At 60.1% G+C, this 17,902-nt stretch carries 15 protein-coding genes; 4 read left to right on the top strand and 11 right to left on the bottom strand.

Annotation, left to right across the window (positions count from 1 at the left end; translation table 11 throughout):
- Positions 1-43: 43 nt before the first annotated feature.
- Both ccmB and ccmA read right to left on the bottom strand, forming a co-directional pair.
- Entirely contained in the window at positions 44-703 is a 660-nt protein-coding gene (gene ccmB / locus FJQ55_RS16260; protein ID WP_140829771.1) for a heme exporter protein CcmB, read from the bottom strand.
- On the bottom strand, positions 700-1,347 hold the full coding sequence (gene ccmA, locus FJQ55_RS16255; RefSeq protein WP_140830063.1) for a heme ABC exporter ATP-binding protein CcmA: 648 nt from the start codon (positions 1,345-1,347) through the stop codon (positions 700-702). The genes ccmB and ccmA overlap by 4 nt, the downstream gene beginning before the upstream one ends.
- Before the next feature lie 274 nt (positions 1,348-1,621).
- Between ccmA and acnA the strand changes: the two genes are divergently transcribed.
- Together acnA and FJQ55_RS16245 are read left to right on the top strand one after the other, a co-directional pair.
- Positions 1,622-4,315 carry an aconitate hydratase AcnA gene (acnA, locus tag FJQ55_RS16250; RefSeq protein ID WP_140829769.1) on the top strand — a complete coding sequence of 898 codons (2,694 nt, stop codon included), beginning with the start codon at positions 1,622-1,624 and terminating at the stop codon, positions 4,313-4,315.
- Between the two features lie 165 nt (positions 4,316-4,480).
- Positions 4,481-5,287: a DUF1223 domain-containing protein gene (locus FJQ55_RS16245; protein WP_246085163.1), complete on the top strand. Its 807-nt coding sequence runs from the start codon at positions 4,481-4,483 to the stop codon at positions 5,285-5,287.
- A 248-nt stretch (positions 5,288-5,535) separates the two neighbouring features.
- Here the strand turns inward: FJQ55_RS16245 and FJQ55_RS16240 are convergent, their stop codons facing one another.
- The 9 genes from FJQ55_RS16240 to chvE form a co-directional block, all read right to left on the bottom strand.
- Complete coding sequence (locus FJQ55_RS16240; RefSeq protein WP_140829766.1) at positions 5,536-6,168, bottom strand: 2-dehydro-3-deoxy-6-phosphogalactonate aldolase; 633 nt, start codon at positions 6,166-6,168, stop codon at positions 5,536-5,538.
- A 4-nt stretch (positions 6,169-6,172) separates the two neighbouring features.
- A complete protein-coding gene (locus FJQ55_RS16235) occupies positions 6,173-7,102 on the bottom strand; it encodes a 2-dehydro-3-deoxygalactonokinase (protein ID WP_140829763.1) in 930 nt (309 codons plus the stop codon).
- A 10-nt stretch (positions 7,103-7,112) separates the two neighbouring features.
- Positions 7,113-8,627: an aldehyde dehydrogenase (NADP(+)) gene (locus FJQ55_RS16230; RefSeq protein ID WP_140829760.1), complete on the bottom strand. Its 1,515-nt coding sequence runs from the start codon at positions 8,625-8,627 to the stop codon at positions 7,113-7,115.
- A 21-nt stretch (positions 8,628-8,648) separates the two neighbouring features.
- A complete protein-coding gene (locus tag FJQ55_RS16225; RefSeq protein ID WP_140829758.1) occupies positions 8,649-9,578 on the bottom strand; it encodes a Gfo/Idh/MocA family protein in 930 nt (309 codons plus the stop codon).
- Between the two features lie 11 nt (positions 9,579-9,589).
- Entirely contained in the window at positions 9,590-11,335 is a 1,746-nt protein-coding gene (gene araD / locus FJQ55_RS16220) for an L-arabinonate dehydratase (RefSeq protein ID WP_140829755.1), read from the bottom strand.
- A gap of 49 nt (positions 11,336-11,384) precedes the next feature.
- Entirely contained in the window at positions 11,385-12,350 is a 966-nt protein-coding gene (gene araD1, locus FJQ55_RS16215) for an AraD1 family protein (protein ID WP_140829753.1), read from the bottom strand.
- A gap of 10 nt (positions 12,351-12,360) precedes the next feature.
- Positions 12,361-13,572: a multiple monosaccharide ABC transporter permease gene (mmsB, locus tag FJQ55_RS16210; RefSeq protein WP_062282000.1), complete on the bottom strand. Its 1,212-nt coding sequence runs from the start codon at positions 13,570-13,572 to the stop codon at positions 12,361-12,363.
- Complete coding sequence (gene mmsA / locus FJQ55_RS16205) at positions 13,572-15,107, bottom strand: multiple monosaccharide ABC transporter ATP-binding protein (RefSeq protein WP_113377975.1); 1,536 nt, start codon at positions 15,105-15,107, stop codon at positions 13,572-13,574. Before mmsA ends, mmsB begins: the two co-directional genes overlap by 1 nt.
- A 115-nt stretch (positions 15,108-15,222) precedes the next feature.
- Positions 15,223-16,293, bottom strand: coding sequence for a multiple monosaccharide ABC transporter substrate-binding protein (chvE, locus tag FJQ55_RS16200; RefSeq protein ID WP_140829751.1), 1,071 nt, complete (start codon positions 16,291-16,293; stop codon positions 15,223-15,225).
- A 95-nt stretch (positions 16,294-16,388) separates the two neighbouring features.
- Between chvE and FJQ55_RS16195 the strand changes: the two genes are divergently transcribed.
- Positions 16,389-17,405: a LysR family transcriptional regulator gene (locus FJQ55_RS16195; RefSeq protein WP_246085162.1), complete on the top strand. Its 1,017-nt coding sequence runs from the start codon at positions 16,389-16,391 to the stop codon at positions 17,403-17,405.
- Positions 17,406-17,503: 98 nt separating this feature from the next.
- Positions 17,504-17,902, top strand: coding sequence for a DUF2794 domain-containing protein (locus FJQ55_RS16190; RefSeq protein ID WP_140829749.1), 399 nt, complete (start codon positions 17,504-17,506; stop codon positions 17,900-17,902).

Below are 17,902 nucleotides of genomic sequence, written 5' to 3'. Positions count from 1 at the left end.
TCTCACATTGGCCTGCAATTGATCACGGTCAAACCGGCGCCCGTTAATCCGCGGCATTGCGAAGCGCGGCCGCTGCCGCAACGGGGCCGATCACAGCAAAGAAAAGCGTGATGGCGGCGAGGAAGAGGAAGGGCGGCAGGAAGGGTGCCGGATCCTCGACCGCCGCATAGGATGCGCTGACGCCGAAGATGAGAACGGGGATGGCGAGCGGCAAGACCAGAATGGACACAAGCAAACCACCTCGGGGGAGGGCCACGGCCACCGCAGCACCTGCTGCGCCAATGAAGGTGATTGCAGGCGAGCCGACGAGCAATGTCAGCATGACCGCCCCGATTGCCACCTCATCCATGTTCATGAACAGGCCAAGCAGAGGCGAGGCAATGACGAGTGGCAAACCTGTCGCAACCCAGTGAGCCAGACACTTGACGAGGACCGTCAGAACGAGCGGCGTCTCCTGCATCAGAAGGATGTCCAGAGAGCCATCGTCGCGCTCGGCCTGAAACAGACGATCGAGACCAAGAAGGGCGGAGAGCAGGGCGCCGATCCAGACGATGGCGGGGCCGATACGCGCCAGCAGATTGAGATCGGGGCCAACGCCGAACGGTATGACGGCGACCACCGTCATGAAGAACAGGACCCCGATCAAGGCACCGCCGCCGGAACGCACCGATAGCTTGAGGTCGCGAAGGAAAAGCGCCATCATGCCAGCGGCTCCAGATCGTGGAACTCGAAGCCCTTCATTTCCAGCGTCTGGGCACCCTCCATGCCGAGCGGCTGGTGGGTGGCGGCAAGGACGATGCCGCCTGACCTTCGGTGTTGCCGAACGAGGTCCTCGAACATGCGGTCGGCCCGGCTGTCGAGTGCCGCTGTCGGCTCGTCCAATATCCAGATCGGACGGTTTGCGACCAGCAGTCGTGCCATCGCGAATCGGCGTTGCTGACCGGCCGAGAGATATCCATAAGGGAGGTGCAGAATTCCAGCGAGGTCGACGGCCGAGGCGGCGTCCTGAATGCTCAGGCTCAGACCCTGGCCGACGTCGCCGAGATATTGTTTCCAGAATTGCAGGTTTTCCAGAACCGTCAGTTCGCGCTTCATCCCGTTGCGGTGACCGAGATAATGACTGAATTCGCGGGCGGGTCTTACCCCTTCCTCACCTACCACGTGACACCGGGCTTCGCCCGCTTCCGGCAACAAAAGGCCGGCGATAACGCGCAGCAAAGTCGATTTTCCCGAGCCGTTTCGTCCCGTCAGAACAAGCGCCTCTCCTGCTGCCAAGGTAAAGGAAATATTAGTAAAAATCAGATCTTCGCCCCTTCGGGCAGACAGAGCATCGGCGACCAGCCTGATCATGTGCGCTTTCCGGCAGGATGAGGCCTGCCTCATAAAAAATCTCGGTTTTCGCCCTTCGTCGGTCTGGCACCTTTCTTAGAAATTATCTATAAGACCTGCAACCACGCCAGCGGCCGGCGTGAAGTTCATCCTTGTGCCGAACTTGAAGATCGCCAGAAGCGATTTCCACGGGCGGACAGCGGAAATGGTCGTACCCGCATCCTGATGTGCATGAAGTGCATAGGCGTCCGCACGAATGTGTTGGCTATCAGTTTAAGCGGGGTTTCTATCCGTGGCTAAATCTCTCGACAGCTTCAATTGCCGGTCGGTTCTGACCGTCGACGGCAAAGACTACGTCTATTACAGCATTCCGAAAGCCGAAGCGAATGGCCTGGCGGGGGTCTCGAAACTTCCCTACTCGATGAAGGTCCTGCTGGAGAATCTTCTCCGCAACGAGGATGGCCGCTCGGTCACCAAGAAGGACATTCAAGCTGTTGCCGAATGGCTCGTCAACAAGGGTCTGACCGAAGCGGAAATCGCTTACCGCCCGGCTCGCGTTCTGATGCAGGACTTCACCGGCGTTCCCGCCGTCGTTGACCTTGCTGCCATGCGCGACGCCATGGTCAATCTCGGTGGTGATCCGGAAAAGATCAACCCGCTGGTTCCCGTCGACCTGGTTATCGACCACTCTGTTATCGTCGACGAATTCGGCACGCCAACGGCCTTTGCCCGAAATGTCGAGCTTGAATACGAGCGCAACGGCGAGCGCTATCGCTTCCTAAAGTGGGGCCAGCAGGCATTCAAGAACTTCCGGGTCGTGCCGCCCGGCACCGGCATCTGTCACCAGGTCAATCTGGAATACCTCGGCCAGACCGTCTGGACCAAGGATGAGGATGGCGAAACCACGGCTTATCCAGACACCTGCGTCGGCACCGACAGCCATACCACGATGATCAACGGTCTCGGCGTTCTCGGCTGGGGCGTTGGCGGTATCGAAGCCGAAGCCGCTATGCTCGGCCAGCCGGTCTCCATGCTGCTGCCCGAAGTCATCGGCTTCAAGCTCACCGGCAAGGTGAAGGAAGGCGTCACCGCGACCGACCTCGTGCTCACCGTCGTGCAGATGCTGCGCAAGAAGGGCGTTGTCTCGAAGTTCGTCGAATTCTTCGGCTCCGGCCTTGATTCGATGTCGCTCGCAGACCGTGCAACCATCGGCAACATGGGCCCGGAATACGGCGCGACCTGCGGCTTTTTCCCTGTTGATGGCGAAACCATCAATTATCTGACCATGTCGGGCCGCACAAAGGACCGCATCGCCCTCGTTGAAGCCTATTCCAAGGCGCAGGGCATGTGGCGCGACGGCGATGGCTCGGACCTCGTCTTCACCGACACGCTCGAACTCGATCTCGGTGACGTCGTGCCGTCAATGGCCGGCCCGAAGCGTCCGGAAGGGCGCCTGCCGCTCGAAACCATTGCGCCGAACTTCGCAACGGCTCTTGAAGGCGACTACAAGAAGCCTGGTCAGTTGACCAACCGTTATGCGGTGGAAGGCACGGATTTCGATCTGGGTCATGGCGATGTGGCGATTGCCGCTATTACCTCCTGCACCAACACCTCGAACCCGAGCGTTCTGATTGCCGCTGGTCTGCTCGCTCGAAACGCTGTTGCCAAAGGCCTGAAGACGAAGCCGTGGGTGAAGACGTCGCTAGCACCTGGATCCCAGGTTGTTGGCGAATATCTCGCCAAGTCGGGCCTGCAGACTTCGCTGGATGCGCTGGGCTTCAACCTCGTCGGCTTTGGCTGCACCACCTGCATCGGCAATTCCGGACCGCTGCCGGCGCCGATTTCCAAGACCATCAACGACAAGGGCCTGATCACGGCCGGCGTGCTCTCGGGCAACCGCAACTTTGAAGGTCGTATCTCTCCGGACGTGCAGGCAAACTACCTGGCATCGCCGCCGCTGGTCGTTGCCTATGCGCTTGCCGGTACCGTGCAGAAGGATCTTACCACTGAGCCGCTCGGTGAAGACCAGAACGGCAACCCGGTCTACTTGAAGGATATCTGGCCGACTTCGCACGAGATCCAGGAATTCATCCTGAAATACGTTACCCGCGAACTCTACGAATCTAAGTACGCAGACGTGTTCAAGGGCGACGAGAACTGGCAGGCCGTTCAGGTCCCCGCAGGCCAGACCTATGCCTGGGATGACAAGTCGACCTATGTGCAGAACCCGCCCTACTTCGTCGGCATGGGCAAGACAGGCTCGGGCCTGAAGAACATCAACGGCGCCCGCGTCCTCGGTCTCTTCGGCGACAAGATCACCACCGACCACATTTCTCCGGCTGGTTCGATCAAGGCGGCTTCCCCGGCTGGCGCTTATCTGACAGGCAATGGCGTCGCAGTGGCGGATTTCAACCAGTACGGCACACGCCGTGGTAACCACGAAGTCATGATGCGCGGCACCTTCGCCAACATCCGCATCCGCAACCACATGCTCGGCCCGAACGGCAAGGAAGGTGGCTACACCGTCCACTATCCGTCGAAGGAAGAGCTGTCGATCTACGATGCGGCGATGATGTACAAACAAGAGGGCGTTCCGCTCGTCATCTTTGCAGGCGTCGAATACGGCAACGGCTCGTCGCGTGACTGGGCTGCCAAGGGCACCAACCTGCTCGGCGTCAAGGCAGTCATCGCACAATCCTTCGAGCGTATTCACCGCTCGAATCTCGTCGGCATGGGCGTCGTGCCCTTCACCTTCGAGGAAGGCACGACCTGGGCTTCGCTGAACCTCAAGGGCGACGAGGTCGTCACGATCGAGGGTTTGGAAGGGGATATCAAGCCGCGCGAGAAGAAGATCGCGAAGATCACCTACTCCGACGGCACCGTGAAGGAGGTACCGCTGCTCTGCCGCATCGATACGCTCGACGAAGTGACCTACATGAACAATGGCGGCATTCTGCAGACTGTTCTGCGCGACCTCGCTGCCTGATTGTTTTGTGCTTTGCTTTGAGAGGCCGCCGGGGTACCGGCGGCCTTTTTGTGCCGATCTTGGCGACCGCCGTTGTGACGAAAGTTTCACCCCATCGTGACTTTGCGCACAGGGTGTAAGGGTCTATCAAGTGCACCATCAGGGATGAAGGCAAAAGTCAGACGAATGCTGCAGGTGACCATGCAAGCCGTTTCCAAACGCCAGTGCATCAATCGGGCCGCCAAATCTGCAGTGGCGATGGCGTTGGCGCTTCTGCCCTTTCAGGCCTTTGCCGATAGCTTCGTACAGCCGAAGGGCGTTATCGAACTCTTCACCTCGCAAGGCTGCCGGTCGTGCCCTCCTGCAGATCGCGCCTTCGAGCAACTGGTGCGTCAGGGTAATATCGTCGCGCTTTCCTATCACGTCGACTATTGGAATTATCTCGGATGGGCGGACACTTTGGGCACGCCGGAAAATACCGAGCGGCAATATGCCTATGCCAAAACATTCGGTCGTAGTGGCGTCTACACGCCGCAAGCCGTGCTGAACGGCCGCGATCATCTGAAAGGTACGGATGCGACCGAGATCAACCGTCGCCTTGAGGGGATGCGCAGCAGTGGCAAAGGTCTCGTGGTTCCGGTGAAGGCCAGGCAAAACGGGGATCAACTGGCCATCTCGGTCGGCAGCGGTATCGGCAAGGCCAATGTCGTGGTGGTGTATTTTCGCGAACATCAGACGGTGGAAATGCTCAAGGGCGAAAATGTCGGTAAGAGCATGGATTACTGGCACAGTGTCACTGACGTTCAGACAGTGGGTCTCTGGAACGGCGAGCCGCTCGATATAACTCTTCCGGCGCGGGCGATCAGTTCGGACAAAAGTGATGGATGTGCTGTTCTACTGCAAGGCGCGGACGAAGAGGGCAACCCATCGGGTATTGTCGGCGCAACCGTCATGATGGGACGGCACAACAGTCTCTGGTTGAGGAAATTCTAGAACCTGGTGCGGTCCGGCCCGAAGCATTGGGGGGCTGGGGGTAAGGGGTCAATGCGTCTGACCGGACCTTTTGGCGCATCGCGCCAACCAAGTTGGTTATACATTATCGCAAAAAGGGGCGCTGGTTTGGTGAAAATGCGGCGACGGCCGAATAATTCGCTCGGTGAGTGACATATGTCACACCGAGGCGCGACAACGCCGCCGTGTACCGGCGGCGGTCGGGTCTGCCTAGACTTCAGCTCAGGCCATTAGGCCTTCAACGCATCGTAGGCAGCGGCGGCCTTCAAGGCCTTTTCGCCGATCGACGATGCCGAATCACCTGGCCTGTAAAGGCTGGTGCCCAAGCCAAAAGCGCGAACACCCACTTTCCAGTAGTCGGCGAAGTTATTCTCCGAGACACCGCCCACAGCGCCAACCAGCAGGTTAGCCGGCAGAATAGCCTTGACTGCGGAAATGCCACCCGGACCCAGTGCGCTCGCCGGGAAGAATTTTAGCGCGGCCGCACCGCTTTTCGCGGCTAGAAGCGCTTCCGTTGCCGTGAAGACGCCGGGCATGGTGACCATCCCGTGGCCGACAGCGCGACGGATCACATCAGGCTCCACATTCGGCGTCACCAGCAAGTTGCCACCAACATCATTGAGGCGGTCCACCTGAGCGACTTCCAGGACGGTGCCTGCGCCGATCAGAACATTGGCGGGCGCCAGCTTCCGCGCCTTCTCGATCGAGACGAAGGGTTCCGGAGAGTTCAACGGGACCTCGATCGCCTCGAAACCAGCGTTGACAAGAGCGTCCACGGCAGCCTCGATCTCTTCGGGCTTGATGCCACGCAGGATCGCCACCAGATTGCGGCGGAGGGACGGCCAGGCGACGGTGGAGGTCATGGGGTCATTCCTTGAATTCGTGGTCGAACAATGAAAAAGCGCTAGCGAGCAGGCCGCGACGGACCAGCAGCCCGCCATCGAGCATGACCGCTTCCCCGCCGGCTCTGGCAATGGCGCGCGCATAAAGACGCGTCAGCTTGCCCGTCCCGATCAGGTAGGCCTTGCCGTAGCGTCTCAGATCCGACTGGATGGCGGCAATTTCTGCGCCGATCAGAAGTCCGGAGAGGCGGGCGGCGGCATTGATCTTCGTCCCTTGGGACAGAAGACTTTCGGCGCGGATGGAGAAAAGCGTGGAGGTCAAGGCAAAGTTTGGCGCGAGAGCAGCGTCCACTGCCGCGTTGAAAATGTCCGGATCCGCTTCTGCGTCCGCATCTTCCGGAACTGACAGCCGCAAGATCGACTGCCGGCTGATCAGATGGAACAACTCACCCGTCATGACTGTGGAGAAACGGCGAATGTGCCCGTCTTCTACCATTGCCCACTTGGAATGAGTGCCCGGCAGGCAAAACAACGCGTTGTCGAGGCCCTGTTCTAGAGCGCCGGCAAGCTGCGTCTCCTCGCCCCGCATAACGTCATAGCGGCCGTTCTCGCGTTGGCAAACGCCCGGCAGGATGTAGACGGGACGCGTAACGCCATCCGGGATCACGGCGTGCTGAAAGAGGCCAATGAGCGGCGCAGGCGTTTCCACATAAGGTGCCTCGCGCCAACCCGTCCGAGCCCCGGCCATTCCGGCGATGACCGCAGGCAAGTCAGATTCTGCCCCAAGGGCCGACAAATGGCCCTCAAGAATAGCGGGATAGGCCGAGCGATCGAGGTTGCCCATGCCTTCTGCCGATTGCCGCTCGGCGAGGACCCCGCCCTGGCTGTCAGTCAGCCAGAGGCGGAGATTGCTGGTGCCCCAGTCGACCAGGGCGGCAAACGGCTTTGTAGTCACTGCTTCTACCTCAGGCCAGGTCCACCGGCAGCAGGGCGGCCGGAATGTCCTGGAAGCAGACCGGCCGCAGGAAGCGGCGGATGGACAGCGTGCCGACAGACGTAGCGCCGAAGTTCGTGGAGGCCGGGTAGGGACCGCCATGGACCATCGAGTCAGCCACTTCCACACCGGTCGGGAAGCCATTGGCGAGCACGCGGCCCGCCTTGCGCTCCAGGATCGGCATTAGGCGCTTTCCAAGCGCTTCGTCGCCTGCATCCAGGTGCAGCGAAGCCGTCAGCTGTCCCGACAGGCTCCGCGCCATCGCGACCATTTCGTCTTCGCTGTCGGCGATGACGATGAGACCCAGCGGTCCGAATACTTCTTCGCCGAGGACGTGGTTTTCGAGCCAGTCCTTGGCTGTAGTCTGGAAGAGGTATGGCGTGGCATTCCGCAGGTCGCAGGTTGAGGTCAGAACCGAACGAACCCCTTCGGTGCCGGCAATGCGCGTTGCACCCTTGCGGTAAGCATCGGCGATACCGTCCGTCAGCATGGTCTGCGGACCGACAGCAGACAGCGCTTCCGTTGCCGTTTCGACGTACTTGTCCGCATCGCTGCCCTTCAACAGGACGACGATCCCCGGGTTCGTGCAGAACTGGCCGGCTCCCATGGTGAGCGAACCGACCCAGCCCTTGGCAATGGTTTCGCCGCGAGTAGCAACAGCCTTGGGCAGCATGAACATCGGGTTGACTGAGCCGAGCTCGCCGAAGAACGGGATCGGCTCCGGACGCTGGGCGCAGAGGTCGAACAGCGCGCGACCGCCGCCAAGCGAGCCGGTGAAGCCGACCGCCTTGATCAGCGGATGCTGGACGAGGGCCTGGCCGACTTCGCGGCTGCCACCATGCACCAGCGAAAATACGCCCGGATGCACGCCGCAACGCTTTATCGCGGCATCGATGGCAGAGGCGACGATTTCACCCGTGCCCGGATGAGCATCATGGGCCTTGACTACCACGGGGCAACCGGCAGCCAGCGCCGCCGCCGTGTCACCGCCTGCCGTCGAAAAGGCGAGCGGGAAGTTGGACGCACCGAATACGGCGACGGGCCCGATTGGACGCTGAATCATCCTGAGATCTGAGCGAGGCAGGGGCTTGCGGTCAGGCAGAGCCTCATCATGGCGGCGATCGAGGTAGTCACCCTTGCGGATGTGGGCGGCGAAGAGACGAAGCTGCCCGACGGTACGACCACGCTCGCCGATCAGCCGGGCTTCCGGCAGGCCGGACTCCTGGCTGCCAATCTCGGTGATCGCGTCGCCGCGCGCATCGATTTCCTCTGCGATTGCCTCAAGGAAGGCCGCACGCTCTTCACGTGTCGAATAAGCATAGGTTTCGAAGGCCTCTTCTGCGGCCTTCGCTGCCTGGTCGACCAAAGCCGGCGTACCCTTTGAGAAGGTGTGCGATGCGCCGGTTGCGGGGGAAGAAGAGAAAGTATCGGTGCTGGTAACCCAGTTGCCGGCGATCAGGTGTTTTCCGGTCGGTGTATAGGCCATGGGAGGGGCCTCCTTTTGATTTCAGTCTTCAAAGTGAGCGACGACTTTCCGCTCTCCGCAGAGGAAGGAATCCGCCACAATGCGCAGCGGCTGGTAGTCGGTGTCGCTCTGGCGAGAGCGGATAAGCTTGGCGAAGCGTTCGTAGATGCCCGCATATTCGCGATCCGGGCCAGACGCCTGTTCCTTACCCCCGATATAGAGTTCCGAACCGCCCTTTGAAAGGCGCAGTTCGCCTTCATTCGTCTGGACAGTGATATCCCAGGTCTGCGGGCCTTCCTGTCGCCAGTCGAATTCGGCCGTAACAGGCGCGCCTTCGACGGTCCGCATGGCGATGGACGCGGCAATGGGTTGCTTCTTGTTTTCCGGAAACTCAAGCGTCGACTTCTGAACCATGATGTGACCAGGCACGATCTCGGTCAGGATCGAGAGAGCATTGATACCCGGATCGAAGACGCCGAAACCACCCGGTTCCCAGATCCAGGCTTGGCCGGGATGCCAGCGGCGGACGTCTTCTTTCCAGACGATCGAAATCGACTGGATGACCTTGTCCGAAAGCCACTGTTTTGCCGGCTCGACACCGAGGGCGAAACGTGAGTGCCAGGTGGCGAAGAGCGTGACGCCAGCCTTGGCGGCGATCTCGCTTAGGGCTTCTGCCTCGCCCAAGGTCGTGGCCGGCGGCTTTTCCATCAATACGTGGCGACCGGCCGCGATCGCGGCCTTGGCCATGTCGAAACGGACTTCCGGCGGCGTGCAGAGCGAGACGACCTTGATGTCCGGGCGGGCAGCCAGAAAGGCATCGAAGTCTGTGAAGTTTTCCGCACCTTCGACCTTGCCGTGACGGCTGACACCGGCGGCAACGACAAAGTCGTTACCACCAGCGATCGACGGAATATGCTGGTCGCGGGCAATCTTGCCGATGCCCACGAGCGCGAGCGGGATACGATCTGCCATGATCAGGTTCCTCAGTGTGCATCCTTGCCGACCGGCGAACCGCGGCAGCCCTTCAGGAAGTCAAAGTCTGCACCGGTATCGGCGCCCTCGACATGATCATGGAAGAGTTTCGCATAACCGCTTGCCGGCGGTTCGACCGAGGGGCGCCAATCGGCCAGACGGTGCTGCATTTCCTCTTCCGAGATATCGAGATGCACCTTGCGGGCATCGACGTCGATCTCGATGAAGTCGCCGTTGCGGACAATGGCGAGCGGACCGCCACGGGCAGCTTCCGGCGAGGTGTGCAGGAGGACAGTTCCATAGGCGGTACCGGACATGCGGGCATCGGAGATGCGGACCATGTCGGTGATGCCCTTGCGCAGAACCTTCGGAGGCAGGCCCATATTACCCACTTCGGCCATGCCCGGATAGCCGCGCGGACCGCAGTTCTTCAGCACCATGACGCAGGTCTCGTCGATGTCGAGCGCCTCGTCGTTGATCTTCGCCTTGTAGTCGTCGATGTCTTCGAAGACCACGGCGCGGCCGCGATGCTTCATCAGGTGCGGGGAAGCAGCAGATGGCTTCAGCACGCAACCCTTCGGCGCGAGGTTGCCGCGCAGGACGACGATGCCGCCCTGCTGCGTCAGTGCCTTTTCGACCGGAAGAATGACGTCCTCGTTCCAGTTGCGGACATCCTTGACTTCGTCCCAGATGCTGACGCCGGAAACCGTGAGCGCATCTTTGTGCAGCTTGCCGGCTTCGCCGAGGCGCTTGATGACGACAGGCAGGCCGCCGGCATAGAAGAACTCTTCCATCAGGTACTTGCCCGACGGCATCAGGTTGACGATGGTTGGGATGTCGCGGCCGAGGCGGTCCCAGTCGTCGAGCGTCAGGTCGATGCCGACGCGGCCGGCCATGGCGAGCAGGTGCACGACGGCATTGGTCGAGCCGCCGATCGCACCGTTGACACGAATGGCGTTCTCGAAGGCTTCCTTGGTCATGATGTCGGAAGGCTTCAGGTCGTCCTTGACCATCTGCACGATGCGGCGACCGGAGAGTTGCGCCATCACCTTACGGCGGCTGTCGACAGCCGGGATGGCAGCGTTGCCGGAGAGCGCCATGCCCAAGGCTTCAACCATGGAAGCCATGGTGGAGGCAGTGCCCATCGTGTTGCAGGTGCCGCTCGATCGGGACATGGATGCTTCCGCTTCCACGAACTCTTCCTGGGTCATCTCACCCGCCTTGACGGCTTCGGAGAACTTCCACAGATGCGTGCCGGAGCCGACGCGCTCGCCACGGAAATAGCCGTTCAGCATCGGACCGCCGGTGACGACGATCGACGGAAGGTCCGTCGAGGCAGCGGCCATAACGAGCGACGGGGTGGTCTTGTCGCAGCCGACAAGCAGAACCGCGCCATCGATCGGCTGGCCGCGCATGGCTTCCTCGACGGCAAGGGCGGCGAGATTGCGATACATCATCGCCGTTGGACGGAAGGTGTTTTCCGATGCCGAGAAGACCGGGATCTCGACCGGGAAGCCACCCGCTTCCCAAACGCCTGCCTTCACCTTTTCAGCGAGTTCGCGCAGGTGACCGTTGCAGGGCGTGAGGTCCGACCAGGTGTTGAGGATGCCGATAACCGGGCGACCGTCGAACAGGTCGTGCGGGTGACCCTGATTCTTCATCCAGCCACGGTGATAGATCGTGTCGCGGGACGTCCCGCCATACCAGTGCTGAGATCTCAGTTGGCGCGGCCAGGCCGCCGGTTTGAACTTGCTCATAGCTTTTGTCCTGTCTCTGGAAAAATGGGCGGGTCGGTGACCGATCCGCTCAGAGCATCTTCACCTTGACGGTCTCTGCGGCAGCCTTGGCGAGGCGATTGCGCAGCGGAAGACCGAATTGCGGGGACTCGATTTCGAATACGTCGCCTTCCTGTGTGACGAAGCCGTCCGCCACGGAAAGGGTCGCCGTTCCATACATATGGACGTGCAGGTCGCCCGGCTGGCAGAACAGCGCATACTTGAAGTGATGGTATTCAAGGTTGGCGATCGTGTGGGACATGTTGGTCTCACCCGACAGGAACGGCTTTTCCCACACGGTCTTGCCGCCACGGAGAATGCGCGAGGTGCCTTCCACGTGATCCGGGAGCGCGCCGACGCGCAGTTCCGGGCCGAATGAGGCCGGGCGCAGCTTCGAATGGGCAAGGAACAGGTAGTTGAGCTTTTCCGTCACGTGATCGGAAAACTCGTTGGCGATCGAGAAACCGAGACGATGCGCAGTGCCGTCGTCGCCGATAATGTAGTAGCCTGCCATTTCCGGTTCTTCGCCGCCATCCAGCGCGAAGGAGGGCGAGACGAGGTCTTCGCCCGGAGCGACTGCATTGAAGCCGTTGCCCTTGTAGAACCATTCCGGCTGCACGCCGATTTCGCCGGGCTTCGGCTTGCCGCCTTCGAGGCCCATGCGGAACATCTTCATCGAGTCGCTCATGCCGGCGGTGTCGGCATGCATGCTGTCACGAGCCGATGCCGAACCGGTGTGGGTCAGACCCGTACCGGTCAGGTACATATGGGCCGGATCCGGATGTCGGACCGGGCAATCGAGTTTGCCTTCGCCGGCAAGTGCGAGCAGGTCAACCGTATCGCCTGCGCCCTGCTTTTCAATCATAGCTGCGACGGTCGTTCCGGCGGCAATGGCCGCCTTGGCGAGGTCGTAAGTGGTGTTGTAGCCGGGGACAAGGCGCGCGGCCTCACCCTGGCGGCAAATGACGCCGCCAGTCTTCAATTGCGAGAGAAACATAAGCCTATCCTCAGACTGCTTTGTTCTTGTTGTAAACGTCGAAGAAGACAGCAGCCAAAAGCACGAGGCCCTTGATGAGCTGCTGGTAGTCGATGCCGATACCCATGATCGACATGCCGTTGTTCATGACACCCATGATGAAGGCGCCGATGACTGCACCGGTAATCTTGCCCACGCCGCCGGATGCCGACGCGCCACCGATGAAGCAGGCCGCGATGACGTCGAGCTCGAAGCCAACGCCCGCCTTCGGGGTCGCAGAATTCAGGCGCGCCGCGATGATCATGCCGGCAAGTGCGGCAAGCACACCCATGTTCACGAAGGTCAGGAATACCAGGCGTTCGGTGTTGATGCCCGAAAGCTTGGCAGCCTTTTCGTTGCCGCCCAGCGCGTAGATCCGGCGGCCGATGGTCGTGCGAGACGTGACGAAGGAGTAGAGCGCGATCAGTATGCCCATTACGACGAGGACGTTCGGCAGACCGCGATAGGTGGCGAGCTGGTAGCCGAGGAAGATGGCGACCGCGCTGATGATGCCCATCTGAGCGACGAAGAAGACGAATGGCTCGTTCTCGCTGCCGTGTTCATCGTTCAGGCGACGGTTCTTCATGCCCGAATAGATAGCGAGAGCGACAAGAGCGACGACTGCGATAATGGCGACGTGGTTCGCGATCCCAGTCACCGCCGTGTCGGTCAGTGGCAGGAAGTCCGGGATGAAGCCGGTGGAGAGAAGGGTGAATTCCTTCGGGAACGGACCGATCGGGCGGCCACCGAGCGCGACATAGGTCAGGCCGCGGAAGACGAGCATGCCGGCAAGGGTCACGATGAAGGACGGGATCTTCTGATAGGCGACCCAATAGCCCTGGGCGGCACCCATCGCGGCGCCGAGCACCAGACACAGCGGAACGACCAGAGCAAAATGCCAGCCCCATTTGACCAGCATGATCGCCGATATGCCGCCGATGAAGGCGACGATCGAGCCGACAGAGAGATCGATATGGCCTGCGACGATGATCAGCAGCATGCCCAAGGCCATGATGACGATGAACGAGTTCTGCAGGACGAGGTTGGTGATGTTGACGGGCCGGAACAGCACGCCGCCGGTCAGAACCTGGAACAGCACCATGATGACGACTAGCGCGAGCAGAAGGCCGTATTCGCGGATGTTCTTGCGCAGGTAATCACCCACTGAGACCTTTGGGGTTTCGGTTCTTGTATCAATGGCCATTAGTTTTTCTCCCCAGAGCGCATGATGGCACGCATGATGGACTCTTGGCTTGCTTCTTCCTTGGACAGTTCGGCCACGATGCGCCCCTCGTTCATGACGTAGATGCGATCGCAGGTTCCGAGCAGTTCGGGCATCTCCGAGGAGATCATCAGGATGCCCTTACCTTCGGCGGCAAGCTGGTTGATGATGGTATAAATTTCGAACTTGGCGCCAACATCGATGCCGCGCGTCGGTTCGTCGAGAATGAGCACTTCCGGATTGGTAAACAGCCACTTGGACAGAACGACCTTCTGCTGGTTGCCACCCGATAGGTTGACCGCTTCCTGATAGATCGAATGCGACCGGATGCGAAGTTTCTGACGGTAATCGGTCGCAACCTTGGCTTCCTTGCGGTCGTCGATGACGGCACCGTTGGAAACGCCGTTCAGGTTTGCCAGCGTGGTGTTTTCCTTAATGTTGTTCTGCAGGACCAGGCCGAGATGCTTGCGATCTTCCGTCACATAGGCGAGGCCGGCATCAATCGCCTTGGGGATTGTCGAGACATCCACGGGCTTGCCATGCATCAGCACGTCGCCGGTGATCTTGTGGCCCCAGGACTTGCCGAAGAGGCTCATGGCGGTTTCGGTGCGACCTGCACCCATGAGACCGGCGATACCGACGACCTCACCTGCGCGCACGTTGAAGGCCACATCGTGAAGGAACTGCCGGTCGCGGTGGTTCTGGTGGAAGACGTTCCAGTTCTTCACTTCCAGGAGCACGTCGCCGATCTTCGGGTCGCGGGGCGGATAACGGTCTTCCATGTCACGGCCGACCATGCCCTTGATGATCCGGTCTTCCGTGATTTCCTGGGTATGACAGTCGAGCGTCTCTACGGTGCCGCCATCGCGCAGAATGGTGATCTGGTCGGCGACCTTGCGGATTTCGTTGAGCTTGTGGGAGATAATGATCGAGGTCATCCCCTGCTTACGGAATTCCATCAGCAGGGTGAGCAGGGCGTCGGAATCCGTCTCGTTGAGCGAAGCGGTCGGTTCGTCCAGGATCAGCAGGCGGACCTTCTTCGATAGCGCCTTGGCGATTTCAACCAGCTGCTGCTTGCCGACGCCGATATCGGTGATGCGCGTAGAGGGGCTGTCCTTCAGGCCGACCTTCGCCAGCAGCTCTTTCGTCCGCGCAAAGGTTTGGGGCCACTGAATGACGCCACTGTTGGCAATTTCGTTGCCGAGGAAAATGTTTTCGGCGATCGATAGGAGCGGCACAAGGGCCAGTTCCTGGTGGATGATGATGATGCCGAGCTCTTCGCTATTCGAAATCGTGCTGAAGCGACGAACTTCCCCATCATAGAAGATGTCGCCGTCATAAGTTCCGGCGGGATAAACGCCGCTGAGCACTTTCATCAGGGTCGACTTGCCGGCACCGTTTTCGCCGACGAGCGCGTGAATCTCGCCCTCGCGCACCTTGAAGCTGACATTGTCCAGGGCTTTGACGCCCGGAAATGTCTTTGTGATGCCGCGCATCTCGAGAATGATGTTGTCCATGGGCAGAATTCCGGCAGCCATTGGCGACGAGTGTCAAGCCAAAGGCGCGAGCTCCTTCAAAGCATACAGAAAATGGGTCCGCGATAGCTCGCGGACCCGAGAATGATCCTGAGGATCAGTTGTCGATCTGGTCGGCCGTGTAGTAACCGGCGCCGACGAGAACGTCCTTGGCATTGGCCTTGTCGACAGCGACAGGCTTCAGCAGGTAGGACGGAACGACCTTCACACCGTTGTTGTAGGTCTTTTCGTCGTTGATCTCGGGGGTCTTGCCACCCATGATCGCGTCAACCATCGAAACGGCAACCTTTGCCAGTTCGCGCGTGTCCTTGAAGACGGTCGAGTACTGTTCGTCAGCGAGGATCGACTTGACGGACGGCAGTTCGGCGTCCTGACCGGTGACGACCGGCATGGTCATGTCGCCAGAACCGTAGCCAACGCCCTTCAGAGCCGACAGGATGCCGATGGACAGGCCGTCATACGGAGAGAGAGCGCCGTGCAACTTGTCTTCGGTGTAGGTCGAGGACAGCAGGTTTTCCATGCGAGCCTGGGCGACCGTGCCGTCCCAACGCAGGGTACCAACCTGATCCATGCCCATCTGGCCGGACTTGATGACGATGTCGCCACTGTCGATCAGGGGCTGCAGGACCGACATTGCGCCGTCATAGAAGAAGAAGGCGTTGTTGTCGTCCGGCGAGCCGCCGAAGAGTTCAACGTTCCACGGCTTGGTGTCCGGGAACTTTGCCTTCAGACCGTTGACAAGGCTGGTGGCCTGGAGAACGCCGACCTGGAAGTTGTCGAAGGTAGCGTAGTAGTCGACATTGCCCGAGTCGCGGATCAGGCGGTCATAAGCGATAACCTTGACGCCGGCATCAGCAGCCTTCTGCAGGATGTCGGAGAGGGTCGTGCCGTCGATAGCGCCGATGACGAGAACCTTGGCACCCTTGGTGACCATGTTTTCGATCTGGGCGAGCTGGTTCGGGATATCGTCGTCAGCGAACTGCAGGTCCGGCGTGTAGCCAGCTTCCTTGAACAGCTTTTCCATGGTCTCGCCGTCGGAGATCCAGCGGGTCGAGGTCTTGGTCGGCATGGAAATGCCGACGACGCCCTTGTCCTGTGCATAGGCGAAGGGTGTAAAGGATGCGATGCCGATTGCAAAAGATGCAATCAGGGCTCCAAGTTTCTTCATGGTAACCTCCCTGGTCATACCGTGCGAGGCCAAGCTCCTCCTGGCACTCGCTGAAAAACAAGAACGAGCGGCTGACGCAGCAGCCCCCAGCTCCGTTGGGACTCTTATCCTGCCTCATATACCGATCAAATGATTATTTTGACTTTCTGCATACCGTAGTTGATATATCGTTCATGTCCGAGAACCATATTTACCGACTGCAGCCCAAACATTTTAGCCTCGTCAGCGCGATTGCCGAGCTGGGACAATTAAGCCTTGCTGCTCAGTCACTTGCGCTTACTCAACCCGCCGCATCCCGGATGCTGGGAGAGATCGAGCGCTATGTCGGATCGTCAATTTTCGTCAGAACCCCGAAGGGTATGGAGCCGACGGCGGTCGGCAGTGCACTGATCCGCCGGGCGCAGAATGTCCTGGAGGAGATTCGCGAAGCGGGGCGGGAGGTAGACGCGATTCGGCGCGGACTGACGGGCAAGGTGCGGGTCGGTGCCGTGACCGGCGGTGCGGTCGGCTACGTGGTTCCTGCTATCAAGGCGTTGAAAGCCGAAGCCGCGACGGTGGACATCCATGTGGACGTGGCCTCCAGCGGCGAGATGATCCGTGACCTTCTTTCGGGGCAATATGATTTCGTTCTGGGGCGGATACCGCCCGGGATCGATGCACGACAGTTTCACGTCGAAGGCGCCACCATGGAGGAGGTCGAGATTGTGGTGCGGCGGACGCACCCGCTTGTGAATGTGGATCGCCTCAATCTCTCCGATATGGCACATTTTCCCTGGATCATGCAGGCGCCCGGCACGCCTCTGCGGCAAGCGGTCGAGAATGTGTTTATCGAAGAGGGCGCACCAATTCCGCGCAACATCGTTAACACGACGTCTCTGCTTGTGATGATCGCGATGCTGGCATCGTCCAATGCAATCGCGCCGATGTCGCGCGAAGTTTCAGACCTTCTCTGTCGGCAAACCCCTGTAGGCGATCTCTGCACCCTGCCGCTCGACACCCCGATCGTGGTTACGCCCTACCATCTGATCACCGTCAACGGAAAACGGCTGTCGCCGATCGCCGCCCGTCTCAGAGATCTGCTTCTCAGTCGCTTTCTCAACCGGGGACGCTGAGTCCGGTGACCTGACTCAGAGCCTTCCGCGCTTGCATTTCAGGCCGTGTCAGGCACACTGTCCTCCGATAGTCATGAATGAGAGCTCGAGGAGCATTGATGACCGAGCAGCCTGAAGGGCAGCGTCAGGACGCCGAGGGCGCCGATAAAAGTCCGACAAGCGTGGTCGATCTGGAGATCTACCGGCAGTCTCTCGATCCCTTGCCCGTCACGTTTCATCGCCGCGAGTTGGACGCCATCCTCTGGATCTACGGTCGCATGGTCGGGGAAGGCGACTGGCGGGACTATGCCATCGACCACCTCAAGGACAAGGCTGTCTTTTCAGTGTTCAAACGGGCTGGAGAATATCCACTCTATCGCATCGAGAAGAACCCGAAACTTGCAGCCAAGCAGGGTGCCTTCGCGGTGGTGGCGACAGACGGCCGGATCCTCAAGCGCGGCCATGACCTGAAGCAGGTGCTGAAGGTCTTCGACAAGAGCCTGAAGGCGCATGACTGA

The organism is Rhizobium glycinendophyticum (assembly GCF_006443685.1).
GTDB lineage: Bacteria > Pseudomonadota > Alphaproteobacteria > Rhizobiales > Rhizobiaceae > Allorhizobium > Allorhizobium glycinendophyticum.
Note: the sequence above shows the minus strand (reverse complement) of the source record. Positions and strands in the feature narration are given on the sequence as shown.